Origin of the sequence: Flavobacterium nitratireducens (assembly GCF_029625335.1) — a bacterium.
GTDB lineage: Bacteria > Bacteroidota > Bacteroidia > Flavobacteriales > Flavobacteriaceae > Flavobacterium > Flavobacterium nitratireducens.
Genome location: NZ_CP121111.1, coordinates 39,521 through 65,830 on the forward strand (window position 1 = coordinate 39,521; position 26,310 = coordinate 65,830).

General features: G+C 33.2%; 19 protein-coding genes, 2 tRNA genes and 2 rRNA genes. 7 read left to right on the forward strand and 16 right to left on the reverse strand.

Annotated features, from left to right (window positions below; translation table 11 throughout):
- Positions 1-114 precede the first annotated feature (114 nt).
- From P5P90_RS00190 to rrf, 4 genes are all read left to right on the forward strand, one after another.
- Positions 115-188: transfer RNA gene (locus tag P5P90_RS00190), tRNA-Ile, on the forward strand.
- 101 nt (positions 189-289) lie between these two features.
- Positions 290-366 (forward strand) — tRNA-Ala (locus tag P5P90_RS00195).
- 159 nt (positions 367-525) lie between these two features.
- Positions 526-3,409 (forward strand): 23S ribosomal RNA (locus P5P90_RS00200).
- Positions 3,410-3,560: 151 nt separating this feature from the next.
- A 5S ribosomal RNA gene (gene rrf, locus P5P90_RS00205) occupies positions 3,561-3,669 on the forward strand.
- A gap of 330 nt (positions 3,670-3,999) precedes the next feature.
- Here rrf and P5P90_RS00210 read toward each other — a convergent pair.
- A complete protein-coding gene (locus P5P90_RS00210) occupies positions 4,000-4,413 on the reverse strand; it encodes a response regulator (protein WP_278035261.1) in 414 nt (137 codons plus the stop codon).
- A gap of 1 nt (position 4,414) precedes the next feature.
- Positions 4,415-6,127, reverse strand: a complete 1,713-nt coding sequence (locus P5P90_RS00215; protein WP_278035262.1) for a PAS domain-containing sensor histidine kinase — start codon at positions 6,125-6,127, stop codon at positions 4,415-4,417.
- A gap of 188 nt (positions 6,128-6,315) precedes the next feature.
- Between P5P90_RS00215 and typA the strand changes: the two genes are divergently transcribed.
- On the forward strand, positions 6,316-8,112 hold the full coding sequence (gene typA, locus P5P90_RS00220; protein ID WP_278035263.1) for a translational GTPase TypA: 1,797 nt from the start codon (positions 6,316-6,318) through the stop codon (positions 8,110-8,112).
- A gap of 69 nt (positions 8,113-8,181) precedes the next feature.
- Here the strand turns inward: typA and P5P90_RS00225 are convergent, their stop codons facing one another.
- The 5 genes from P5P90_RS00225 to P5P90_RS00245 all read right to left on the reverse strand — a co-directional run bounded on the left by P5P90_RS00225 (position 8,182) and on the right by P5P90_RS00245 (position 16,492).
- The gene (locus P5P90_RS00225; protein ID WP_278035264.1) at positions 8,182-12,612 is read right to left on the reverse strand and encodes a T9SS type B sorting domain-containing protein; all 4,431 of its coding nucleotides are present in this window, start codon (positions 12,610-12,612) and stop codon (positions 8,182-8,184) included.
- Positions 12,613-12,642: 30 nt separating this feature from the next.
- Positions 12,643-14,475 (reverse strand): T9SS type B sorting domain-containing protein, encoded by a 1,833-nt coding sequence (locus tag P5P90_RS00230; protein ID WP_278035265.1) that lies wholly within the window; start codon positions 14,473-14,475, stop codon positions 12,643-12,645.
- A 57-nt stretch (positions 14,476-14,532) separates the two neighbouring features.
- Complete coding sequence (locus P5P90_RS00235; protein ID WP_278035266.1) at positions 14,533-14,940, reverse strand: response regulator; 408 nt, start codon at positions 14,938-14,940, stop codon at positions 14,533-14,535.
- Positions 14,912-16,018, reverse strand: coding sequence for a PAS domain-containing sensor histidine kinase (locus P5P90_RS00240; RefSeq protein WP_278035267.1), 1,107 nt, complete (start codon positions 16,016-16,018; stop codon positions 14,912-14,914). The genes P5P90_RS00235 and P5P90_RS00240 overlap by 29 nt, the downstream gene beginning before the upstream one ends.
- 63 nt (positions 16,019-16,081) lie before the next feature.
- On the reverse strand, positions 16,082-16,492 hold the full coding sequence (locus P5P90_RS00245; RefSeq protein ID WP_278035268.1) for a hypothetical protein: 411 nt from the start codon (positions 16,490-16,492) through the stop codon (positions 16,082-16,084).
- 535 nt (positions 16,493-17,027) lie between these two features.
- Here P5P90_RS00245 and P5P90_RS00250 point away from each other — a divergent pair.
- Together P5P90_RS00250 and P5P90_RS00255 are read left to right on the forward strand one after the other, a co-directional pair.
- Positions 17,028-18,083 carry a hypothetical protein gene (locus P5P90_RS00250; protein ID WP_278035269.1) on the forward strand — a complete coding sequence of 352 codons (1,056 nt, stop codon included), beginning with the start codon at positions 17,028-17,030 and terminating at the stop codon, positions 18,081-18,083.
- A 23-nt stretch (positions 18,084-18,106) separates the two neighbouring features.
- A complete protein-coding gene (locus tag P5P90_RS00255) occupies positions 18,107-18,976 on the forward strand; it encodes a hypothetical protein (RefSeq protein ID WP_278035270.1) in 870 nt (289 codons plus the stop codon).
- On the opposite strand, the gene P5P90_RS00260 is transcribed toward P5P90_RS00255, so the two are convergent.
- The 9 genes from P5P90_RS00260 to P5P90_RS00300 form a co-directional block, all read right to left on the reverse strand.
- Positions 18,973-19,398: a hypothetical protein gene (locus tag P5P90_RS00260; protein ID WP_278035271.1), complete on the reverse strand. Its 426-nt coding sequence runs from the start codon at positions 19,396-19,398 to the stop codon at positions 18,973-18,975. The genes P5P90_RS00255 and P5P90_RS00260 overlap by 4 nt on opposite strands.
- Before the next feature lie 6 nt (positions 19,399-19,404).
- Positions 19,405-19,851, reverse strand: coding sequence for a hypothetical protein (locus tag P5P90_RS00265; RefSeq protein ID WP_278035272.1), 447 nt, complete (start codon positions 19,849-19,851; stop codon positions 19,405-19,407).
- A 114-nt stretch (positions 19,852-19,965) separates the two neighbouring features.
- Positions 19,966-20,850, reverse strand: a complete 885-nt coding sequence (locus tag P5P90_RS00270) for an IS982 family transposase (RefSeq protein WP_422851717.1) — start codon at positions 20,848-20,850, stop codon at positions 19,966-19,968.
- 316 nt (positions 20,851-21,166) lie between these two features.
- On the reverse strand, positions 21,167-22,225 hold the full coding sequence (locus tag P5P90_RS00275) for a nucleoid-associated protein (RefSeq protein WP_278035273.1): 1,059 nt from the start codon (positions 22,223-22,225) through the stop codon (positions 21,167-21,169).
- Between the two features lie 96 nt (positions 22,226-22,321).
- Entirely contained in the window at positions 22,322-22,861 is a 540-nt protein-coding gene (locus P5P90_RS00280) for an IS1096 element passenger TnpR family protein (RefSeq protein ID WP_278035274.1), read from the reverse strand.
- 104 nt (positions 22,862-22,965) lie between these two features.
- Entirely contained in the window at positions 22,966-23,568 is a 603-nt protein-coding gene (locus tag P5P90_RS00285) for an HPP family protein (protein ID WP_278035275.1), read from the reverse strand.
- A 12-nt stretch (positions 23,569-23,580) separates the two neighbouring features.
- Entirely contained in the window at positions 23,581-24,852 is a 1,272-nt protein-coding gene (locus P5P90_RS00290) for a chloride channel protein (RefSeq protein ID WP_278035276.1), read from the reverse strand.
- A 196-nt stretch (positions 24,853-25,048) separates the two neighbouring features.
- Complete coding sequence (gene gloA2, locus P5P90_RS00295; RefSeq protein ID WP_278035277.1) at positions 25,049-25,438, reverse strand: SMU1112c/YaeR family gloxylase I-like metalloprotein; 390 nt, start codon at positions 25,436-25,438, stop codon at positions 25,049-25,051.
- 8 nt (positions 25,439-25,446) lie between these two features.
- Entirely contained in the window at positions 25,447-26,004 is a 558-nt protein-coding gene (locus P5P90_RS00300; protein WP_278035278.1) for a sugar O-acetyltransferase, read from the reverse strand.
- Positions 26,005-26,310: the final 306 nt, after the last annotated feature.

Here is a 26,310-nt window from a genome sequence, read left to right on the forward strand (position 1 = left end):
AGCCAAGTGCAGGCTAAGGATAAAGATGAAAAGGTACTAAAGGTCAAAAATTAAGATTGTATTACTCTTGCTGTTAATTTAAAAAAAAGAATAAAGAATTTAAGTAAAAAACAGAGTCTCGTAGCTCAGCTGGTTAGAGTACTACACTGATAATGTAGGGGTCGGCAGTTCGAGTCTGCCCGGGACTACTTTTTAAACTTAAATAGGAAATTTTAGAGGTTGAGTTACACTTAAAGTGAACCGTTTCAAAAAACTGTTAACTTATAACTGTTAACTGACAACTAGATACGGGGGATTAGCTCAGCTGGCTAGAGCGCCTGCCTTGCACGCAGGAGGTCAACGGTTCGACTCCGTTATTCTCCACCAAGAAGTACAGAGATAAGAGTACAAAGTATAAGGATAAGTCTTAATACTTAATACAAAAATCTTAAAACTGATTAAAGTTCATTGACATATTGAGATAAAAATATTAAAAAAGTAGAAAGAACACGTAATTATGTTTATCATTAGGCATAATTATAAGTACAATAAGCAAAATAAGGGCGTATGGGGGATGCCTAGGCTCTCAGAGGCGAAGAAGGACGTGATAAGCTGCGAAAAGCTACGGGGATCTGCACACAAGACTTGATCCGTAGATATCCGAATGGGGCAACCCACTATGTTGAAGACATAGTACACCGATAGGTGGGCAAACCCGCTGAACTGAAACATCTAAGTAGGCGGAGGAGAAGAAAACAAAAGTGATTCCGTAAGTAGTGGCGAGCGAACGCGGATTAGCCCAAACCAATGTTGTTACGGCAATGTTGGGGTTGTAGGACCACGACATTTCTTGCATGAAGAATTAGAATTTACTGGAAAGTAGAGCCATAGAGAGTGATAGCCTCGTATAAGTAATGAATGTAAAGAATAGTGGTATCCTGAGTAGGGCGGGGCACGTGAAACCCTGTCTGAATTTGGCGGGACCATCCGCTAAGGCTAAATACTCCTGAGAGACCGATAGTGAACCAGTACTGTGAAGGAAAGGTGAAAAGAACCGTGAATAACGGAGTGAAATAGATCCTGAAACCATACGCTTACAAGCGGTCGGAGCTTCTTCGTGAAGTGACGGCGTGCCTTTTGCATAATGAGCCTACGAGTTAACGTTGCTGGCAAGGATAAGTACTTCAGGTATGGATCCGTAGCGAAAGCGAGTCTGAATAGGGCGCTTTAGTCAGTAGTGTTAGACGCGAAACCGTGTGATCTACCCATGGGCAGGTTGAAGCTGTGGTAACACACAGTGGAGGACCGAACCGGTTGACGTTGAAAAGTCTTCGGATGACCTGTGGGTAGGGGTGAAAGGCCAATCAAACTCGGAAATAGCTCGTACTCCCCGAAATGCATTTAGGTGCAGCGCTGAGCATAAAGTTATATAGAGGTAGAGCTACTGATTGGATGCGGGGGCTTCACCGCCTACCAATTCCTGACAAACTCCGAATGCTATATAATGTTTCTCAGCAGTGAGGGCTTGGGTGCTAAGGTCCAAGTCCGAGAGGGAAAGAACCCAGACCATCAGCTAAGGTCCCCAAATATATGCTAAGTTGAAAGAACGCGGTTTGTCTGCCCAGACAGCTAGGATGTTGGCTTGGAAGCAGCCATTCATTTAAAGAGTGCGTAACAGCTCACTAGTCGAGCGGACGAGCATGGATAATAATCGGGCATAAGCATATTACCGAAGCTATGGATTTTGTAGTAATACAAAGTGGTAGGGGAGCATTCTAACAGGGTTGAAGGTGTGTTGTAAAGCATGCTGGACTGGTTAGAAAAGAAAATGTAGGCATAAGTAACGATAATGCGGGCGAGAAACCCGCACACCGAAAGACTAAGGTTTCCACAGCTATGCTAATCAGCTGTGGGTTAGTCGGGACCTAAGGCGAACCCGAAGGGGATAGTCGATGGCCAACGGGTTAATATTCCCGTACTACTAAATACTGTGATGGGGTGACGGAGTGATGAAAGCGCCGCGAACTGACGGAATAGTTCGTTAAAGTACCTAGCTATAGGTCCTGTAGTTAAATGCGCAGGAACTGGTGAAATACGATAGTACACAGAGACTTCGGTTGAAGTGATAGTGCGCCTAAGGGCTTCCAAGAAAAACCTCTAAACTTCAGGTATTTAGTACCCGTACCGTAAACCGACACAGGTAGTTGGGATGAGAATTCTAAGGTGCTCGAGAGATTCATGGCTAAGGAATTAGGCAAAATAGACCCGTAACTTCGGGAGAAGGGTCGCCCTGAGTAATCAGGGCCGCAGTGAAGAGGTCCAGGCGACTGTTTATCAAAAACACAGGGCTCTGCAAAATCGTAAGATGAAGTATAGGGCCTGACACCTGCCCGGTGCTGGAAGGTTAAGAGGAGATGTTATCTTCGGAGAAGCATTGAATTGAAGCCCCAGTAAACGGCGGCCGTAACTATAACGGTCCTAAGGTAGCGAAATTCCTTGTCGGGTAAGTTCCGACCTGCACGAATGGTGTAACGATCTGGACACTGTCTCAGCCATGAGCTCGGTGAAATTGTAGTAACGGTGAAGATGCCGTTTACCCGCAGTGGGACGAAAAGACCCTGTGCACCTTTACTATAGCTTAGTATTGACCTTGGATAAATGATGTGTAGGATAGGTTGGAGACTGTGAAGTGGCGTCGCCAGGCGTTGTGGAGTCATTGTTGAAATACAACCCTTTGTTTATCTGAGGCCTAACCCCGCACTGCGGGGGACATTGCTTGGTGGGTAGTTTGACTGGGGTGGTCGCCTCCAAAAGAGTAACGGAGGCTTCTAAAGGTTCCCTCAGTACGCTTGGTAACCGTGCGAAGAGTGCAATGGCATAAGGGAGCTTGACTGAGAGACATACAGGTCGATCAGGTACGAAAGTAGAGCATAGTGATCCGGTGGTTCCGCATGGAAGGGCCATCGCTCAAAGGATAAAAGGTACGCCGGGGATAACAGGCTGATCTCCCCCAAGAGCTCATATCGACGGGGGGGTTTGGCACCTCGATGTCGGCTCGTCACATCCTGGGGCTGGAGAAGGTCCCAAGGGTTGGGCTGTTCGCCCATTAAAGTGGCACGCGAGCTGGGTTCAGAACGTCGTGAGACAGTTCGGTCTCTATCTACTGTGGGCGTTAGAAATTTGAGTGGATCTGATTCTAGTACGAGAGGACCGAATTGGACAAACCTCTAGTGTATCTGTTGTCCCGCCAGGGGCACTGCAGAGTAGCTACGTTTGGAAGGGATAAGCGCTGAAAGCATATAAGCGCGAAACCCACCACAAGATGAGATTTCTTTTAAGGATCGTGGGAGATGACCACGTTGATAGGCTATAGATGTAAAGGCAGTAATGTCATAGTCGAGTAGTACTAATAATCCGTAAGCTTATGTACAAATCACCTTCCCCGCCACGGCGGGGGAGGGGAAACTTTCTAAATGAATTAAAATTCTTTATCTCAGTATGTTAAAGTATTGTTTAATTGATAATTAACAATTTATAATTGATAATTAATGATTAAAAGTTGCCCAAGCAACGAACAACCTTAAGGTGGTTATTGCGGCGGGGCTCACCTCTTCCCATCCCGAACAGAGAAGTTAAGCCCGCCTGCGCAGATGGTACTGCATTTTGTGGGAGAGTATGTCGTCGCCTTTCTTTAGTGAAGCCCAGCTTGTAAAAGCTGGGCTTTCTTGTTTTATATACATTCCAGAATTGATTATAGATACTTTTTTTTGCAAATTGTATAATCAAATTTTTGAAATAAATTTTGCAAACCATCAAACCCTATCCATTTTTGGATAGGGTTTGATGTTTAAATATAGGTAAGTATTTAAGATTTATAGTAATTAGTATAGATTGTCTTTTTATTACTAAGTAATTCAGGTAGGATAAATTGTTGTGATTTTCTTTTAGATTAATCTCAATACAAATTATTTATGGATTGAATTTTTATATTTTTAGTTGTGTTTTAAAATTATAATTCAATTATAAGGGTTGTTGTTGGTTTTCAAGCTTTTCTTGTAGATAACTCAGTATTTCTGTCGTAATTGGTTTTGGTAAAAAATCAATGACCATAGGGTATTGTTTTGATTTTTCATGGTCTTCGGGGTCGATAGTTGATGATAATACGACTACTTTAGTAGATACTTTTGCATATTTTTCGGTATTAAAACTGTTTAAAAAATCCCAGCCATCCATTACAGGCATGTTTAAATCAAGAAAAACTAGTTGTGGTACTTCCTTACCTCCTTCGTTTATAATTGAATCAAAATATTGTAAAGCTTCTTCTCCATTTTTTGCTGAATCAATATTATTTGAAAAAGATTTTTTTATGATAACTTTTTTGCATAACATTAGAGTGATCGGGTCATCATCTACACACAGGATTAAATCTAACATGTTAATTGTTTTTGAACGTTAATGTAATTGTTGTTCCTTTGTTTACTTGACTTTCAATACTGATATTTCCTTTCATAGCTTCTACTTGAGATTTAACAAGGTATAATCCTAATCCTTTACTATCAGGGTAGTCATGGAATCTTTGATATAAACCAAAAATTTTGTCTTTATTTTTGTTAAGATCGATACCGATTCCATTGTCTTTAAAGATGAGTTTTACACTGTTTTCAATTTGTTCAGCGATAACAGAAATTTTTAAAACTCTATCTTTGGAACTATATTTTAGTGAATTTGTTAGTAAATTTAATAATATACTTTCCAAATAAGCTTTGTTAGTGTTTAATACGGCAACACTATCAAGGTTTAGTTTAAGTATAGGATTGTATATTTCTATTTGATTTGTTAATTGATTAAAAACATTATCAAATATATCTTTCAAAGATACATACTCTTTTTGGATAGATACATTGTCTTTTATGATCATAACTTTTGTTAAATCCTCAATTGTTTCATTTAGTAGATGTGCTGATTTATTAAAGCCATCAAGGATTTCTTTTAGTTCTTGATCTTCAATTTCGATATCTTCAATCAGATTTAAAAGCCCAACTAAATTAGACATTGGTGCTCGTAAATTATGAGAGGTTATGTAAGAAAACTGTTTTAAATCCTTATTGTTTTGTGTTAATTCTTTAATTAGTTGTTCTTTTTCTATTTCTTGATTCTTCTCATCTGTTACATCTCTTTGTATCGATACCCAATGCGATAATTCGTTTTCGGTATTATATATAGGAATCATTATAAAGCGCAACCAAAATTCTGTTCTGTCTTTTTTATAGCATCTAATTTCAAGTAAACCTTCTTCTTTGTTTTGGATGATTTCAAAGATTCTTTTTAAAATGGTTTTTTCAGTGTTTGGACCTTTTAAAATATTTAAAGAGTTGTTGATTATTTCGTCAGATGTATACCCTGTCATTGTAGTAAAAGCGGGGTTTACGTATATTACTTTTGGAAGTGATCGCTTGTTGAAATTTGCTTCTGTAATAACAATTGATTCTTTTGTTTGTAAAATTACTGTTTCAAGTAGCTTTAATCGTAGTTCCTCTTCTTTTTGTTTAGTAATATCTTGAAGTGCTCCAATCATTCTAATCGCTTTGCCGTTTTCATCTTTCAAAAGAAAACCTCTATCTAAAACATATTTGTAAGAACCATCAGCACATCTAAAACGATATTCATCTTGCCATTTTTCTGTTTTTTGTTCAATAAATGAATAGAGTTTTATTGACATTTTAATACTGTCTTCGGGATGGATGTTTCCAAACCACCAACTAGAACTGTCTCCAACTTGTCCTTTTTCGTAGCCAAAAACAGCTTTTATTCCTTTGCTCCAATTTAATTTATCTTCTTGTATTTTCCAGTCCCAAATAGTGTCACTGGTCGCTTTTGCTACAATGTCATATTTTTCATTGGATTCTTTAATTTCATTATTGGTATTCTCTAGTTTTTCAAAGATGTTTTTGCTTTTTGTTTCATTGTTCTTTAATATAGTTTTGAATGCAAAAGCTGTAATTATAATTAAAGTAAAATCCTTTACTAGATTGAAAATTAGGTAATATTCGGGATTTAGAAAAAGCTGGGAGAGTTTATAAAGAAAAATCGCCAAAACAAAGGCAATTAGTAAGTAAATTAGGGTTATTTGACTTGTTTTTCTTTCCATACAATCAAATATAATTAATAATTGTTAAAAGCGAAATTTATGCAAAAAAAAAATCAGGCAAGCTTTTTTTCTAACATATCAAAGGGTTGTTGTTATAATAAATATATATTAAAGTCGATTGTAAAGTATTTGATAAATATTTTTTATATCAAAATAAAGTGTACCTTTGCAGCCATTAAAAATCACAGATGGAAGCTATTAGAAACATTGCAATTATTGCCCACGTCGATCACGGTAAAACCACTTTGGTTGATAAAATTATGTATCACTGTCAGTTATTTCGTGAAAACGAAAATACTGGGGATTTGATCCTTGATAACAACGACTTAGAGCGAGAAAGAGGTATTACAATTACTTCTAAGAACGTTTCTGTTTCTTATAAAGGAACAAAAATTAATATTATTGATACTCCTGGTCACGCCGATTTTGGAGGAGAAGTAGAACGTGTATTGAACATGGCCGATGGTGTATGTTTGCTTGTTGATGCTTTTGAAGGACCAATGCCACAAACTCGTTTTGTATTACAAAAAGCTATTGATTTAGGATTGAAGCCTTGTGTTGTTATTAATAAAGTAGATAAAGAAAACTGTACACCTGAAGAAGTACATGAAAAAGTTTTTGACTTGATGTTTGAATTAGGTGCTACAGAAGAACAATTGGATTTTCCTACAGTATATGGTTCTGCTAAGAATAACTGGATGTCAGACGATTGGAAAAATCAAACAGAAAACATTGAGCCATTATTGGACATGGTAATTGCTAATGTACCAGCTCCTAAAGTTTCTGAAGGAACTCCACAAATGTTAATTACTTCTTTAGATTTCTCTTCATTTACAGGACGTATTGCTATCGGTCGTTTAGAAAGAGGTACTTTAAAAGAAGGAATGCCAATTTCATTAGTGAAGAGAGATGGTAAAATTATCAAATCAAGAATAAAAGAATTACATACTTTTGAAGGTCTAGGTCGTAAAAAAGTAGAAGAAGTAAGTGCTGGTGATATTTGTGCAGTTGTGGGTATTGAAGGATTTGAAATTGGTGATACTATTGCTGATTATGAGAATCCTGAAGCTTTACAAACTATTGCAATTGACGAACCTACAATGAGTATGTTGTTTACAATTAACGATTCTCCTTTCTTTGGTAAAGAAGGTAAATTTGTTACTTCTAGACACATTCGTGAAAGATTGACTAAAGAGTTAGAGAAAAACTTAGCGATGAGAGTTGCTGAGACTGATTCGGCAGATAAATTTATGGTATTCGGACGTGGTGTATTACACTTGTCAGTTCTTATTGAAACAATGAGAAGAGAAGGATACGAATTACAAATTGGTCAGCCACAAGTAATTATCAAAGAAATTGACGGTGTAAAATGTGAGCCAATTGAGGAATTGACTATCGATTTACCTGAAAATCTTTCTGGTAGAGCAGTAGAGTTTGTTTCTGTTAGAAAAGGTGAAATGCTTTCTATGGAAGGTAAAGGAGAGCGTATGATTGTTAAATTCAACATTCCATCTCGTGGAATTATTGGATTAAGAAATCAATTGCTTACAGCTACTGCTGGTGAAGCGATTATGTCTCACCGTTTCATTGGTTACGAACCATACAAAGGAGAAATTCCTGGACGTAACAACGGTTCGTTAATCTCTATGGAAAACGGAAAAGCAATTCCTTACTCTATAGATAAATTACAAGATCGTGGTAAATTCTTTGTTGATCCAAACGAAGATATCTATGAAGGTCAAGTAATTGGAGAAAACTCTCGTTCTGATGATATGACTGTAAACGTTACTAAAACTAAAAAGTTAACAAACGTTCGTTCGTCTGGAGCTGATGATAAAGCTCGTATTGTTCCTGCAATCAAATTCTCTTTAGAAGAAGCTTTAGAATATATTCAAAAAGATGAGTATGTAGAAGTAACTCCAAAATCATTACGTTTAAGAAAAATTTACTTAAACGAAAATGATAGAAAACGTTTCAAAATCTAATCATTAATAGATGAAATATTAAAAATCCCAAATTCGAGTGTGTAATTTGGGATTTTTTACTTTTGCTGGTTAGCGCTTCAAACTAAAATGGCCTTTGATTTGTTTCCCGTTTTCAAGTTTGACAGTAAACCAATAATCATCAGTAGGTAAAGGTTGTCCATTTATTGTTCCATCCCAACCTTGGCTTTGTGGATTAATGTTTTTAATTAGTTTTCCATATCTGTTAAAAATATTAATGACAGTTTTAGAATTAAAAGTTGAATTTATTCCTTTTATTGTCCAATAATCGTTGTAACCATCATTATTAGGTGTGAAAAATTTTGGAATACCTAAAATTGCTACTGACTGTTCAGCTACTCCACAACCATTTTTATCTCTAATGTACACTTGGTGTATACCAGCACTCACATTTTCAAATCGATTAGATTCTTGATAAAAGTTTGTGTTGTCATCTAAACTGTATTCATAATTCCCTGAACCTTCCACTAAAACAATAATTGAATTATTTTCGCTTAATTCTGTATGTTTAATTTCGCTTATTTTAGCAATTTCCGATGGCATTACCGTAATAGTTCGTGTTCTGCTATACCCTTTTTGAGAGCTAACAGTTACGGTGTAAGTTCCAGCTTTGTTGACTGATAATGTTGCTTTGTTTTCGTTGTGCAAAACCTGATTGTCTTTGACCCAAACATAATTATAGATAGTTGGTAAACTTCCATCCAGTATGCCAGCATCGATAGTTACAAAATAATTGGGCAAATTATTGCAAACATATACATCGGCTAGATGATTAGTGTTAATATCAATATCAGGTTTGGGATTTACGATAAGAGTAACATGTGGACCAACACCAAAACAGCTATTGTCAATTTCATTATCAACTCTAACCCAAATTTTTTGTTCTTTGGGCGAAAGTGAATTTCGATAGCTTGTAGTATTTGTAATTTCGTTAATTTCAGCTAAAGCATCTGCTTCAGAAGAATAATATTTAATAGAATAATTTGTTTTAGGTTCAGGTAAAAGTGTTAAAATGCTATTGGATGCACTACTAAAATCAAAAGCAGTTATTTTGTCATAATCATCATTTGTTGCATCAATATAATCGTCACAATTTTCAAATGTAAGATTATAAGTTGGAGGCAATTGTGAGGCAGAAACCAGCAAATTAATTTTTGCAACAGCATAACAACCATTATTGTTAGTTACTCTTGTCCAAATTACAGAACCATTATCTGCTTCGTAAGCTAATGGATTTGTAATCTTTTCTAAAGGATTGTTTGTTTCAGCTGCCAAATTTGAGGTGAAATAATCAAAAGTCTCGTTTTCGTAGTTAGCTGATATTTCATTGTTTTTTACCGTAAGATTAAAAGAGGATCTTGAATCTAAATCATCATCGCATTGTTTGATATTGATATCCTTAACAATTGGTAAATCCAAAACAGTTAATGAGGTTTCTTCAGATAATAAACCACAGGAATTCCCTAATTTGTTTAGAAATACGCGGTATTTATAACCATTCATGGATTGTTTAACAGTCGAGATATTTAAAGTGTTTGAATCGACACCAGAGTAAGTACTGTTGTTGCTCAAATCATTCCAATTTGTTCCATCGGTAGTAATTTGCCATTGAATCCTTTCTGCATTTGAAGTTATTGAAACTGAAGCATTTTGATTTAAACAGATTGGTATGATTTCGGGTTGGTTTGTAATTGTTATAAGACCAGAAGTCAAATAATTGGAATTAGGTGTTGTATATCCATCATTTCGGCTTGTTACAAGTCCATTGTTGTCAACTGTTGCTGGGAAAATAGTTCCTAAAATAGGATTTCTATTTGTACTTGTAAATCCTGCTTCTGTAACATCATCACATAAATCGCCATCGCTATCCAAGTCTCTAAAGTTTTTTATTCCATCGTTATCTGTGTCTGTACCATTACTTCCGGTTTCCACAGAATCTAAAATACCATCATTATCACTATCTAAATCTAAATAGTCTGGAATTCTGTCAGCATCAGTATCTATCGGAGTTAATTGAGTTTCGAAAACATCATAAATACCATTTTTATTAGCATCATTAGTGTTTAAAACAAAATTATTGGCTTGGCTTTCTATTAAATCAGTAACACCATCATTATCAGTGTCAGTATCTAATTGGTCTACAATTCCGTCACCATCAGAGTCTTTGGGTACGCAAATTGCAAAAAATTTCATTGTCACTCTATTGGCTTGTGTATCTAAAAGATTTTTGTGAATAAAACTAATAGAATTGATTAAATGGGTTAAGAATTTAAAGGATGTTGAACCAGCAGTCAAAGGTGTTATTCCATTGATTTGAAAGCGAATTTCAAATGAGGAATATTCAGTAACACCACTTTCATAAATACCATCATAATTGGTGTCAATTAATAACTCATTATTTGGATTAAGTACAGTAATTGTTTTATCTGTATCCGTTGTTATTGTATATTCAGCATTTGCATTTAATAAATCGGTAATATTGGCAGAAGTTACATATTCGATACCAATACTTATAGATTTGTTGAATGTCAAAGTGTATTTTTCAAAATTTCCTTTTCCTGCAGGTATGTCAGAAATAAAGCTGCCGTCTGAGTTTCCTGTAATAGGTATATAGCTGGCGGTTGTTGAAGTGCTAGTAGTTCCAGTATAAGAATTTGAATAGGAACCAATATTTAAATTTCCAGAAGAAATGTTCGAAATATTAAGGTTTTGATTGCCATATGATTCATTACAATTGGAAATTCCGTCATTATCATGATCCAAGTCAATATTATCATTAACAGTATCATTATCGACATCTGTGGTACAATTACTTACGGGAATGATGTCGGAGATTAGTGTAGTGTTACATCCTGTAATACTTCCTCTTACTTGATAGTAACCTGGTTCAGTTGGTTTGTATGTGTTAGAATTGCTATTGCTAATTGGGGTATCATTAAAATACCATTGATAACTATCATAATTCAAAGTTGAGTTAACATCCAAAATAATATTAGGAATACATGAAGATGTAGTGATATTGATTTTATCAAAAGCGATTTCTGGTTTTGAATCAAATCCTGAATAATAACCACCATAAGTAGCTGCATTATTAGTGCCAAAGTAAGATACATAAACTTGTTTAGTTGATTTAATTGTAATATTACCATTCAAATTGGCGATAGTATATACAACAAAATTAGGGTTTCCTGTAACTTCAACTGGATCTGAATTGATAGGGTTATTGTTTATTGAAACAGTAGCATTTTTTTCAGTAATAATATTTAAACCGCCATTATATAAAGTGTTACCTATCGATTCAATCATAGGGATATTATCTACAATATTTGGAGTTGCACAATTGATAGGAGGTACGTAAAACAAGTTTTGGTTTGCTATAGGGTTGTTTTGCAGATTTTCATTGTTATAGGGGGGTGGGTTTTGTTTTAATCCGCCAATACATTGGTAAGCAAATACATTTTCTGAAGATCGCACATATAGATTGCCCTTTATGAATTCAGATCCATCAATTGCAATATATTCTCCTGCTTGTAGTGTGTAACTGGGAACTGTTTTGTCATTCAAATAAATGGATGTTTGTGGTTCATGTGCTACGATTATAACACGTTCTATTTCATCTGGTCCTACACCTTTTACGAAAATATATTCTTTACCTGTTTTTTCAATTGGGACTATTTGATCAAAACCTATGTCTCTACCAGTTGGCCTTAAAACACCATCGCCAAAATCCCTAACAACGATACTATTACTACCACCAAATGATCCAGAATTAACAACAATAGCTTTGTTTGATGTTACAAGTGCACCAATGATTTTGGAGCTGTTTGAGGTTTGGGAAGTTTCGTTTTGATTATTTTCTAGAGCAATTATGTAACTTTCGTTTTTGTTTAAATTGATAGTTATAGGGCCTGTCACAATTGTTCCATTGGCTAAAACTGTTCCAGCAGGTATATTGGAGATAGTTACAGTGGTGTTGTTGTCTGTTGCCAAAATAGAGGCAAAATTAAGTAATGAACTGTCAAATAATGGGTTTGTCATTGCACCAAGTCTAAAAATGGTTCCAAGGGCACTATTTCCTTTTGTGACTAATCCACCAGCATGATTATAACCATTATTTTGATTTAAACCCGCATTTACCCTAACACTGCAATACACTAAATCGTCTGCCTCAATAATGTATCCTTTGTTGCTGTTTTGTCCCGTTTTAATTTTTGGAACGAATAATTGCGTATCCTCTCCAACTCCTATTGGGAATACGTAAGGGTTATTTTTGTTTATCGTTGCATTGATAATTTGTCCACCAATGGCAATAATTTTTATTTCCACATTTTTAGTAGTAGGTGTGGATATATATAGATAATGATCTCCTGCTTTTAGCCCTTGATCTTGACAAGTTAGAGGCGGGATATAATGAGTTTTACTAAACTGACCGTAGCCCTTTAGCATCGCACAAAAAAAGAATACTATTAAAATTTTCTTCATTTGCTAAATGTATAAATTATTTGTTATTATTTATCTTTTTAACGAAAAATGGCCTTTTATGCTTTTGCCATTTTCAAAAATTAAATTAAACCAATAATCATCAGCAGTAAGTAAATAACCGTTAAGTGTTCCGTTCCAATTTAAGTTTGAGGACTGAAATTCTTTGATGAATTTTCCAAAACGATTAAAAATACGGATAGTAGCTTGGGGAAGCGTATTTAAATTTTTTATGGTCCAATAATCATTATATCCATCTCCGTTTGGGGTAAAAAAGCGAGGATAGTCTAGTATAATAAAAGGAAAAGGAACCGATTCAGTACATAAACTTTTATCACGGGCACGGGCAATATAATTACCAGGTGCTAGCTTCGTAAATTCAGGACTTTTTTGATAAAATATTCCGTCTATAGAAAATTCAAAATCACCATTCGAAATAGATTCAATCGTAGCAGTATTATTATCCCCTCCAAAATTAGTTGTTTCAACAGCTATAATAATGTTTGCAGGAAGTTGGTTGTCAGTCTTTAAAACATTCAAAGTTAATTCAGCATAATAAGCACAATTGTATGAGTTTGTTACTTTGGCAATTACTGTTTGTGTCAAAGTTTGATTTGTATAATGTAATGGATTACTAATAGGATTGTTATTGTTTTTTGCATCCAATATATTCTCATAATAAGTAATCTCACTTAAAGAGGTGTTATTGTTTTTGATTGAAGTATCTGCTTGTGTTAAATCAAATGTTTCTTTTTCATTTCCATCAAAATCACATAGCGATAGGCTACTATTTTTTAGTTCAATTTGTGGGGTGTATTCAATTTTGATGTCTTTTGTTGCTACACAAGTAGAAGGGGATAAAGTAACTTCAACTGTATAAGTTCCTGCTGAAGTAACTGTGTAAGAAGGATTAGTTTCTAAGGGAAGAAGAAATCCGTCTTTATACCAATTGTAGCTATAATTTGGAGGTAATTGGGTGTCTATTATATAATTTTCACCATAACAAATAGCATTATTTGAAGCTAATAAACGATCTTCTCCTAAGTCAATTTCAGAATTGAAACTGGCCGCTTCTATAAAAATAGCCGAATCGTAATAGACAAATCGATCATCTGCAACAACTAATTTAATATGATAGGTTTTTCCTGGTATTACACTAGATGTAGCATTTAGAATTTTAGTTTGTCCAGCGTAATTTATGGGGCTATTATTGTTTGGATTGGTATTTAATTGACCAAAATATGATTCGTTTTTTGCTTCACAACCATCGTTAAAAACGATTTTAGGATGTATGTTAAAAGAGGATACAGGAATAGTTGTTCCCGGAATTATTGCTAAATTTTGATAAGGATTAGTACTTCCTTTTTCTTTGATTAAAAATGCAAAACCATCGGAGAATTCACAAGGATAATTATCCTGGTATTCATTTGAAGCTAAAAGATAATTAAAACTGATGCTGTTTGTAAGGGGAATAAAGTCAAATTCTAATACTGTAGCATTTACCGAATTAATATTTAAAGTTTGGTTAAGATCAGTATCTCCGAGCCAGGAGTTATTCCCATCATTAAAGTCTCTAATAAATGGCCCCGAAGCATTACTACTGCTGCCGGAACTTAATATAATTCCAGTTTTAAACGGAAAATTTGAAGAAGTGTTGGTAAATGTGCCATAGCTGTTTTTAGCTGATGTATGCGTATCTCCTTTGACTGTTTCATTTGAAATTTGTAAGCATGAACTATTATTGGTCAATACATTGACAAGTTCAGAAGCATTTTTTGCATCGTCTATACTAATAAACTGAGCCTGTATTTTTGAACTTAAAAATACACTTAAAACACAATATAGTATTGATTTGTAGACTTTCATAGTCTTACAAAGTTAGTATAAATTGATGTTTTAGTTTATAGTATTACACTTTAAAGTCTAAAATTTTATTTCTTTTTCAATTAACAAAGAAGCTTGATTTAACTTTTCTGAATTAAGTGGTTTTACGATGTAGTTTTTAACCAACGGATAATTTTTAGTCATTTCTAAGTCGGAAGGATCGATTGATGAAGAGACTATGAAAATGATGATCTCTTTGGAAAAAGTGATATGTTCTAATTCGTCCAGGAATTGCCAACCATCCAAAACAGGCATATTTAAGTCTAATAAGATAACATCTGGGATTTTTGAAGGGGTTTCAGCATTTTTTATCAGTTCATCAAGAGCGGTTCTTGGATTATGAAAAGAGATGATTTCCTCACAAAAATTATTTTTTGTGATTAGCATGCTCATTAGTTTTATTGATAGTTTATCGTCGTCAATTATGTAGGTTATCTTGTTTTTCATCAAAATACAATTTAAAAGTGCTTCCTTCTCCTTCTTTACTTTCAATTTCGATTTTGCCTTCCATGGCTTCAATTAGATTCTTTACAATAAATAGGCCAATTTCTTTTGCATCTTCATTTCCATGGAACGATTTGTACATTCCAAACAATTTATGTTTGTTTTTATCAATATTTATGCCTAATCCATTGTCTTTGAACGATAGTACATGGAAGTGCTTTTCTGTATGAAAGTTAATTTCCAATTTGGGATAACGATCAGGTGACTGATATTTAACTGCGTTAAATATAATATTTTGTATAATGTTTTCTAAATAGGAAGGGATAACTTTCAAGTATATATCTTCCTCGATATTGTGCGTAATGGTAATTTTACTTTTAAAAGGAATACTGTTTTTTTCAATTTCTGTTTTTAAATAAACAGTCGTTTTTTTTGTTTTTGAGTTTTTCTGTATCGTTAGTACTTCATTTAAGTTTTCAATTGTTTCGGATAATTTTTCGGTTCCTTCTTTAAACATTTCAATAAAACTGAGTTTTTCTGTAGTGTTATCTGTATTTTCAATCACATCGAGAACCATTTGTAAATTGCTAGTATGAGAACGGATGTTATGTGAAACAATATGAGCAAAATTTAGCAGTTTATTGTTTTGTTGATTTGTAACTTCAAGGATGTTCTCAAATTCAATTTCTTTATTTTTAGTAGTTGTAATATCTCTGCCAATGGCAATGAATTTGGTGCAAACGCCATTTTGATCAAAAATTGGTTTCAAGTTTAATTTTAGCCAATATTTTTCGTTTTGTTTATTGGTAAGTTGAAATATATTTTCAATTTCTTCTTTATTCTGAATGGCTCTTTTTATATCGTTTATTTTTTCATTGTTTGTCTCTGTATTATTACAAAGACTATCTATTTTTTTTCCAATAATTTGTTCCAAATTAGTTTCAGCGAGTTTCAGATAAGACTGATTAGCCCATATTGTTTCTCCATCGGGATTTGTAACAATGATTAAGTCAGACGTTTTAGAAACAATAAGAGAAAGTATATCAGAGGTTTCTACAGAATCAATTTTTTTAGAAAGCAAACTAAAAAGTTTTGATTGTTTACAAGGAAATTCTTTCCAGATGAAATTTGAATAGGAACTAATTTAGCGTCTTTTCTTTTTTAAAATTGTTTCTTTCGTAAAAGAGATATTCAAATCGATATCTATTTTGCTTAATGATGGGAATAATACATTGTAATTAGAATTGATTAGTTCATTTTGTGTAAATGCTGTAAGATCGTAAATTTGATTGTTACAATCGGTTATTTTTCCAGTTTTTGTCTCAATAATTACAATTGCTTTTTGTAAACTGGAGCATACTGGAGCATATTTTTGAACAACCGATTCTAATTTTATGATTCGCTCTTCTTCATGGGTGACATCCTTAATAGAACCATAAATTCTATTTATTTTATCCGATTGATGATCCACTTGACACACACATTCTAAATGTTTAATTCGATTTGTGGCCGTAATTATTTGAAATTTATCACTTATGGCTGTATCGAACTCCATCGAACGATTAATAAGTGCTTTAAATATTATCAGATTTTTTCGATTAAAAAAAAGTGATTAAATTTTTAATACAAGGGCTAAACGAATCTGATACTTCAAAAATTTCTTTGGCTTTATTGTCCCAAAGAATTGAATTTGTATTAAGGTTGATATCCCATTTTCCTATTTCAAAATTTTTTTTAAAATAAAAATCCAGATTTGTTTGCATAAATAGTAATTGTAAAGAATTGGATTAAATTTTGATTTAGTTAATCAGTGTTTTTTATTTTTTACATTTAAATTAAGTAATTTTACTTAAGTAAATTTGTCTAAAAATTACCTAATATACCTACAATCTAAAAATAAAATCGATGAAAAGCGTCTTTTTTTTAGAAGGTATTTTTTTAATACTCTTTTATTTGTTAAGATGTTAAAGTTTGCTTTTTGATTTTGAAGTTTTATTATTTTTCTTGAAACGTAATCAAGATATTCTATGTTTTTATATTCAAAAGGAATTCCGATAATTTAGTCGTATTTTTGTATAAATTGCATATACATGAGCGATATTTCACCTTTATTCAAAAAACCCACTTATCCCATTAATCAATCACTTCTTGAATATTTAGAACGTTTTGATAGGATATCTAAAGTAGCTATATCATATGATGATTTATTACGCTTTTCAGGTTCTATAAATGTCTATGATAAGAATGATCATGATACATTATGGGCAAGAGTGTTTTATAATGAATTCGAAAGAAATGAGATTGATTTGAATTTGAAAAAGATATATTCGCTGCTGCATTCGGATGGTAATTTAGATATTATTAAGTTCCTAAATGTAGACGCAATTGATTATTGCACTTTTGGAAATTCAAAACCTTTCAGAATAAAAGTACGTAATGTTTTGAATGATAATTACGTACATTTTTACATAAAAAAAGCCGACGCATCTCGAATTTACGGATTGGAGTTAGAACATATATTGTCACCAGATAAAATTAACTTTTTAGTTTATCAAGAGACCTTGATCGAAGAACATATAATAGGTATTCCAGGTGATGTATTTATGGAAAGCTTGCTTCATAGTTGTTCTGAAACTGAAAAATCACAAATAGCAAAGGAGTTTGTAAAATTTAATGAGCGATGTATGATTCGGCTTTTGGGAGATATGCGTGCGTATAATTATGTAATTGTACCTATTCATGATTTTGACCAAGTAGTTTATAAAATTAGAGCTATCGATTTTGATCAGCAGTGTTATGAAGGGAATTTTAAAATCTATAGGCCGCAATTTTTCAAGGAAAATTATCCTATGATTAAATTAATTAAAGATAAATTACAAGAAAGCTCCATCGAACAATACAAACATGAAGAGCGAGCCGCTCTTGCCAAAAGAATTATTTCTGCAGAAACAAGGATTCAAAAAATTCTTAGAATTATGTCTCATGATACCATCGCTCCAGAAGCGCACATAGAACAATTAAAACTAGAATTATACCGTTATACGAATGATTTAAATTTTAAAAAAGCAACTTCAATGGGCTTTGTTTTAAGTGCAGCATTTAAGTTTGTGACCCGAAATTTCAAACATCCTGAATTGTTTAAATAGGATTAATAAAATTTGAATTAGAAATGAAAAAAGTCTCTTTAGTAATTTTAGCATCTGTTTTATTTGCTTTTTGTCAAAGTGAAACTCCAATTGTGAATGAATTATTTGATTTGCCTAAGAAATTAAAGGAAGTTTCAGGAATTACGTATACAAATAACTCAAATTTAGCATGGCTATTGGAAGATAGTGGGAATGCTAATGAAATTTACGGAATTAATAAGGAGGGAAAACTTGTAAAAACAATAACAATTTCTCAAACTAATAATATAGATTGGGAAGATATTACTAAAGATAGTCAAGAAAACTTATACATAGGTGATTTTGGTAATAATGACAACATTAGAAAAGACTTGGCAATCTATAAAATTGCTAAAGATTCCTTGGATAATGAGTCGGTGATACCTTCCTATAAAGTGAGTTTTGCTTATCCTGAGCAAACCGAATTTCCACCAAAAAAGACCCAACTCTTTTTTGATGTAGAGGCTTTTGTGGAGTACAACAACAACTTTTATCTTTTTACTAAAAACCGTAGTAAAGGTTTTGACGGAACCACATTTTTATACAAAGTACCCAATAAATCCGGTTTTCATTCCGCTAAATTGTTTGCTAAGTTTAAGGCAGAAGGTAATTTTGAAAATGCAGCTATTACAAGTGCCACCATTAGTAATGATGGTAAAAAAGTGGTTTTACTTAGCCATAGTCAAATCTGGATTTTTGAAAATTTTACTTCCGATAATTTTTTCTCTGGTGCCGTAAACAGAGTCAAACTCAATCATTTTTCGCAAAAAGAAGCAATTTGTTTTAAAGACAACAAAACACTTTTAATTGTGGATGAAAAAACGAAAAAAATAGGAGGTAAGTTGTATCAATTGGATTTGGATGCAATGCATTAGAATCCAAATCCAAGACCAAATGCGATTCGGACTTCTTCATTGGCAATGGCTTTAAAATAGCTTAGTCGAGCGGTTAGGGTATTTAAACCATTGAGCCATAAACCACCACCTATAGACTGATGCCATTTGTTAGAACTTTCGCCCTCTAGCCAAACTCTACCGTAGTCATATCCACCAAAAAAACCATACGACATTGGAATTAAACTATTTTTAATTTTTCCAATGGAAAATCGGATATCACTACTTTGAAAAAAAGATTGATTTCCAATAAAACGTTGATTTCTAAATCCTCTAAGGTCAAAATCGCCTCCTAGGGCTGCAGCTTGATAAAATTCATAATTAGAATTCAAAATAGCTTTTGTTTTAAATAAAGTAGCTATAACAATTTTGCCTTGAGCATCTATTTTATGATTGAAATTCAATTTGGATTACAATGTTGGAAAGTTTTGTTTGCTGTTGTTTGTATTTATTTTCCAATTTGCCGCTATCAAAAATCCCATACCCATGGATGGAAGTGAAGGTATATCGTAATTTTCATAACTGTACTGTGTTGTTATTCCAGCAAATTGTTGGTTTTTAAAGATTTTAGGATTAACAATATTGGGGATTGAAATATAACGATCTGGGGTGTTTTCTACATCAAAATTTTCATAAGCAACTTGGAAACTTAGTTTACTCCCTAAACGACCTATTTTTTCAATCTTTGGAGCCAATTTTAACATACTAATTTTAACCCGATTATAATTCATACCGTTGATTTCATCGGTATTAGCAGTTTGATTTCCATAGCCAAAATAATTGATTGCAAAATTGGGACTTGTAAATTGAGTATCAAAACCAAAATTCCATTTTCCAATTAATTTAGGAACATCCAATTGGTAATTAAACTCAAAACCATCTGTAGCAAAATAATAGTTGGCTTTGAAAATGTGTTTAAAAGTATAAGGATTCTGCTTAAAATGATTTATAGTATAACCCGTTGGGTGAAATTAAATAATTTGATTTTTAATATTATTTATAGGTCTATCAAATATGAATTTATTGATATATTGAATTAGAGTCATTGCTGTTATTTTTGCTAAAATTCTTGTTTTAAAACCAGCAAAAGATTTAGCATAATTTCTTCGAATTAAAAACTGGTCGCATAATTGTGAAAACTGGGTTTCAATTCTTTTTCTTGATTTTCTAAAAATATATGGTTGAGGCTTATAGTTTTTTTGATTGGATCTCATTGGTGTTTCTAATTGGATTTTTACTGTTCGAAATAGGTCTAGCTGAATCGATTCTGACAAATACCCTCTATCTCCAAGTAATACACAATCAGATAATTGTTGTTTTATATTCTTTAGAAAATGAACATCATGAACTTCTGCTTTTGTAATCTCTAAAGAATGGAAAACACCATCTACAGAACAAACTCCATGTAATTTATATCCATAAAACCAATTGTTTTGTGAGGCACAAAAACCTTTGGAAGGAGCTGTTTCAAAATGCTCTTTACATATTTTAATTCGGCAATGACGAGAAAATTTACAGATTTCCAACGGCATACTGTCAACAATAAAATAATTCTCAAACTCAAGAAATCGACTCGCTAGTTTGCTTCGGACTTCTTCAGAAAACAAAAACAGTTTTCTTCTTCTTTTGTTGAATTGACTGCGTTCAATTAAGTTAGGAATTAAATCTGGACTAATTTGTTTGAAAAGTGAGTTTTCACTATCAATAGACATAAATTCAGCAGTTAAACTAAGTGCTACGACCTCTAAATCAGACATCTTGCCGCTTCTTCCAACTCTTGATTTAAATAATGAATCATAATTCAAAGAACTTATAACTTCTAAAACCTTAAAATAATTTTTAACTATATTTGACATGGATGTTGGTTGTTTAGCGACTTTAAGATACTGCTTTGCAGTGTCTTGACCAATATCTAATCAATTTAATTTACTTCAAATAATTTCACCCAACGGGTTTAATTTAAAATCCATAGAACTAGAGGTTAATTTGGTTTTGGGATTATAAAAATATTAAAACCTAGATATAAATACGTAAAAAATCGACTAAGTACTTGTTTTTGTGTGTTTTGTAAGTCTTGTTTTATTTTAAAAATAGTTGGTAAATAAAAATCTCCAATAGTATGAACCATTGGAGATTAATAAATAAACTAAAGAAATGGTAAAATTGGGATAACTAAGATTTTTGTTCTTTGTTAAAATAAACTAAGTAGTAATACATTTGTTTTTCTTCGTCCCATCCTTTTTCAACAAACTTTTCAGCACTTTCAGGATTTATAAAATCCATTTTGATTTGAATGTTGGTGTCAAGGTTAATAACATTTTTGATAGATTTTCTAGCATCACTTACGGCTGCATTAGCAATCGGGAAGGAAGTAACGTCTTCAATGCTGTATTTTTCACCTTTGTCTACTTTATAATTTTTAAACTCAGGAATCAAATCAGGATTGTCTAACACTTCATTCAGGAAGTTTTGTTCTTCAAATTGATCGTTTTTGGCAAAATAGTTTACCGAACGGTTCATGAACATTACCTCTTCTTTTTTGTCTTCTGCTGGGAAAACAACATCTTTAGCAAATCCCTGACAGAATTTAAGATACTTTTTAGTAATGAAGTTTTCATCTTCAAACGCATCAACAGATAAGAAGTGTTCTAGCCAATAACGCGCATCATAACGGTTGCTATCAACAGTTAGGATTTTGTATCCTTCTTCTTTTTTATGATTGAAAATCAAACAGCCTTTGTCTAATTTATTTAAATTGATTCCTTGTTGTAGAATCATTTCTAGATTAGAAGCTTTTTCTTCAAATTGTAAAAAATCGGTTTGTAATTCGCTCTTAAAAATACCTACAACATCCACTGGTGTATTGTCGATATTTACATTCGTAATATGTGCAATATAGACTTCTCCATTTTTTATATGTGGATGATTTGATTGTTCAAATAAATGTTTGGTGATTTTTTTAGAAACCTCATGGGTGTTATTTGGGTTTTCAAAAATTTCAGTGGCATATTTGTACATGTCATTGTAATCCAAATCCACTTCGTGAGCAAATTGATAATAGTTTTCTTCTTTCTCTCTGAAAGGTTTCAAGAAGAATTCTTTGATAAGCGGAACAATTTCATCTTGTAAGCTAAAAGGTTGCTCTGATAAAAAGATAGCCTCATTTCGGCTTTTATTTCCTACTCTGTGAATAGAAAGTGTTTCGATGTGTGCGTTGAATAAGTTGATCATGTTTTGTTTGTTTTTTTAGATGCGAGAGCCAAGAAAAAAGACTGTTTTTTTAGTGGTCTTTCATCTTGGCTCTTGAATAATTTTTATCGGGTTATTCTAGTTCCAATTTTCTTCAAAGCCGTAATCTTCGTAGCTGTCGTCTCCTTCAAACATATCCATGTCGTCATCATCTAAGCCATCTTCAAATTCGTCATAAAAATCATCTGCATTATCTGCTTCAAAGTTTTTCTCTAAAGCTTCATCAGGCATTTCACCATGTGCGAAAAGTGTTTCCGGATAGATAGCTCCGGCAGTTTGTTCTTCAATGGCTGCCAATTCTACTAAGAAAGTCCACATGTTGATAAAATCATAAACATAAATGATTTTAGTGTTTTCTTTGTCAAGAATGTCCGAAAGTTTATAATCACTCATGATTCGTTGTTCACCAGGAACATCACCAGTGTCAAAAAGTGAAATTTCATCTTCTTGATTCCAAGTTTCATCACAAGTGTAAAAAGAAGCGACTTCCATACCATCAAATCCAAAAGAGTTGAAGATAGCGTTGTGTAAATCTTCTAAAGTATCATCATCAAGTATCGCGATATCTCTAAAAATATCTTCTTCTGCGTCTAAGATTACTCTAAATTTATAAACCATAATCGTTGTTTTTTATAAAAAGCCAAAGGTACATTTAATCCTTTTTAATCCCAATGCGATTCGTTAATTTTTATTAAAAAAACAATGAAGTATTTGATATATAATTAGTTGTTGCGTCTAAGGCGTTTGATGATTTTATGGTAACGTTTGTGATAAGTGCTGTGTGTAGGGTACTTACGGCTTGGTGTCATATTGTTGAAAATTAAAGCGGTGAGCAGCAGGATTACTACGCCACTTAATACAGGAGACAGTATGTACCAATAACCTAAGCTTTTTATTTTTTGTGTGCCAATAACCGCTATCAGAGCAGTAGCTCCTCCTGGGGGATGTAGGGTTTTAGTGATTTGCATTAAAACAATCGATAAGGAAACAGCTAAAGGTGCGGCTATGTAAACGGTTTCAGGGAATAAATAATGAACAGTGACACCAATAAAGGCAGAAATTAAATGTCCGCCAATAAGATTGCGAGGCTGAGAAAAGGGGCTTTCTATAATTCCGTAAACCAGTACACTTGAAGCTCCGAAAGAACCAATAAGATACACCACATCCTGATGTGAAAATTGTTGACTTTGCGAATATGCAATAAGACCTATTCCGATAAATGATCCTATGAATGACCAAAAATGTTCTTTGTAATCAATTAATGTTTCCTTGTAAAGGATGTAACGGGTTTTGCGATAACCGCGTTTAATTTTAGAAGTTGGCATGATTTTTAAAATTTAAATACTGGGAACAAAGGTGTAAACCGTGTTAGGGTAAATCATTTTTGCGGTATATTTAGAAATTAAGCAAGCAGCTAATATTGGGAAAAATAAGGTGTAATTATTTGTTAGTCCACATACAAGGAAGATGGCGGTAAAAGGAGCGTGAATACTCGCACTCAAAACAGCTGCCATGCCTATGATCATAAAATTGACAGGGATTATTTGAGTGTCGAAAAAAGTATTGAGTACAGAGGCTACTAATGCTCCCAGAAAAGCACCAATAAATAAACTAGGCGCAAAAACACCTCCATCTCCTCCGGAAGCCAGAGTGATTGAGGCTACTATGGGTTTTAAAAGCAAAATACCAATAAAACTAAATCCTAATGTAAGTGTTAGAGGTATTTCATTGCTGTTGATAATTGTTTTTATTGCATGATAACCCTCTCCGTATAATTGAGGAAAGATAAAAAGGGATATGCTTAAAATAAAAGAGCCTAGTATGATTTTGTAATAATGAGTTTCAATTTTTGCAAATTTAGATTTGAAAAACAATACACATTTAGTTAAATATACCGAATTGATTCCGGCTAAAATTCCCAATAAAATAAAATAAGGAATTGCTTTAAAATGCCAGGTAGCAATGTTAACTGAAAAAAGAGGTTCTTCTTTTAGTAAAGTTAATAATCCAAAAGCAATTGAAACAGCAATTAAATTTGAGATGATAAATGCCCTGCTAATTTTTCTGGAAATAACTTCAATTGCAAATAGGATTCCGGCAATTGGACTGCTAAATAAAGCGGTAATTCCTGCTGCAACACCGGCGCATATCAATTCGGTTTTGTATTGGCGAAATATATTTTCTTTTTGATGTGCTACTGAGCCAATGGTAGCGGTGGCAACAACAGTAGATACTTCGATACCGGTAGATCCTCCAAAAATTACTGTTAATAAACCATTGATGGTGTGCGAAGGGATTTTGTACGAAGGGAGATGTTTAGTTTTAGAATTAGTGCTTTCAAAAACTTCTTTAATTCCTTTGTTTTCTTTTTTCTTAAAGAGATATTCACGTAAAAAATAAATTACCGATAAACCAAAAACAGGAAATAAAATATAGAAATACGGATTAACATTGGCTTGATGAAAAAATATTTCTTCGTAATGTTCCGTCATTTTTTTTAAACTTATTCCTAAAAAAGCAGAAAGAAAACCAATTAAAATAGAGACGATTACTAGTTTTTGAAATTTAATTAGGTGGTAGTTTTTTTTAATTCGAGCAGTGGTTTTCATTACTTGAAATCTTTAATGAACGCCAAAATTATGTAAAAAAAATAAAAACCTGCGTTTTCGCAACAAAAAATTAGTTTTTTTTAACTATGGAAAAATGTTGAATATCTGCTTTTGATTTATCTACTAATGAGATTTTACAACAAAGAATCGGTTAATTTGAGTTTTTTTTGTTTTAGAGGTAAATTAACTTAAGAAATTACAGTTCGTAAAATTCAATCGAAAGTTCATCAGGATCGCAAATAAAAGTGAATCGTTTGTTGGTAAATTCGTCAATACGAATGGGTTCGCTATTGATTTTTTTAGTGTTTAGGAAAGTAATGGTATCATCAAGATTGGTTACTGCAAATGCGAGATGACGTAATCCGCATGCTTCAGGTCTGGAAACTCTTGCGGGTGGATTTGGGAAAGAAAATAATTCGATACAATAATTGTTGTTTAAAGCCAAATCGAGTTTGTAAGATTGGCGTTCCTCCCGATAAACTTCTCTGATAATTTTCAAACCGAGAATCTCAGTGTAGAATTGTTTCGATTTTTCGTAATCGGAACAGATAATGGCAACATGATGGATTTTGTTGAGTTGAAGCATTCTTGAATTTATTGATTTAGTTTGCGAATTACTTTGGCAGGATTGCCAACTGCAAGAGAATTGTCGGGGATGTTTTTGGTTACCACCGAACCGGCTCCGATAACAGATCCGTTTCCAATTGTTACTCCGGGGCAAATAATTGAATTGCCTCCTATCCAACAATCGTTTCCTATGGAGATGGGTAGTGCGTTTTCAAGTGTCTTTCTTAGTTCGGCATCGAGAGGGTGAGTAGCGGTGTAGAGTTGAACTCCGGGTGCTATAAATACATTCGAACCGATAGTTACTTTTGCACAATCGAGAACGACACAGTTTACATTAAAATAAACATTGTCCCCACAAAAAATGTTGTACCCATAGTCGCAATGAAAAGGAGGTTCGATGTATAAATTTTGACCAGCATTCGGGATTAATTCTTTTACAATTTCTTTTGCTTTTTTGGTTACTCGGTATTCAGTAATGTTTAATCGGTGTAGCAAATTTTTAGCTCTTCTTCGGTCTTTAATTAGGGCGGGGTCAGTCGCTAAATAATACTCTCCATCGATCATTTTTTCTCTCTCTGTTTTCATGTTTTTTTTGGTGCTTCTTTAAGGTGTTTTTTCAGGTCGTTTTTTAGCTGTTTTTGAAGGTTGGAAATAGTGTTTTTGTGGGGCTTTTTTTAGTCTCAAAAATGACGAAAAAAAAGCTTTTTAAATGTGCATTTTTAAGAGATGAATCTTACTGGTAAATATAGGTTAAAAATCTAAAAACGGAATTTCTTTAGAGTGGTATTTTTTGATGGATAGAATAGAGGTTGTTTTTTGAGAGATGCTTTTAAGGGTAAATTTTTGAAGCTAAAAGTAGCCAGAGTGGAGGTTGTTTAGAATTAAAAATTA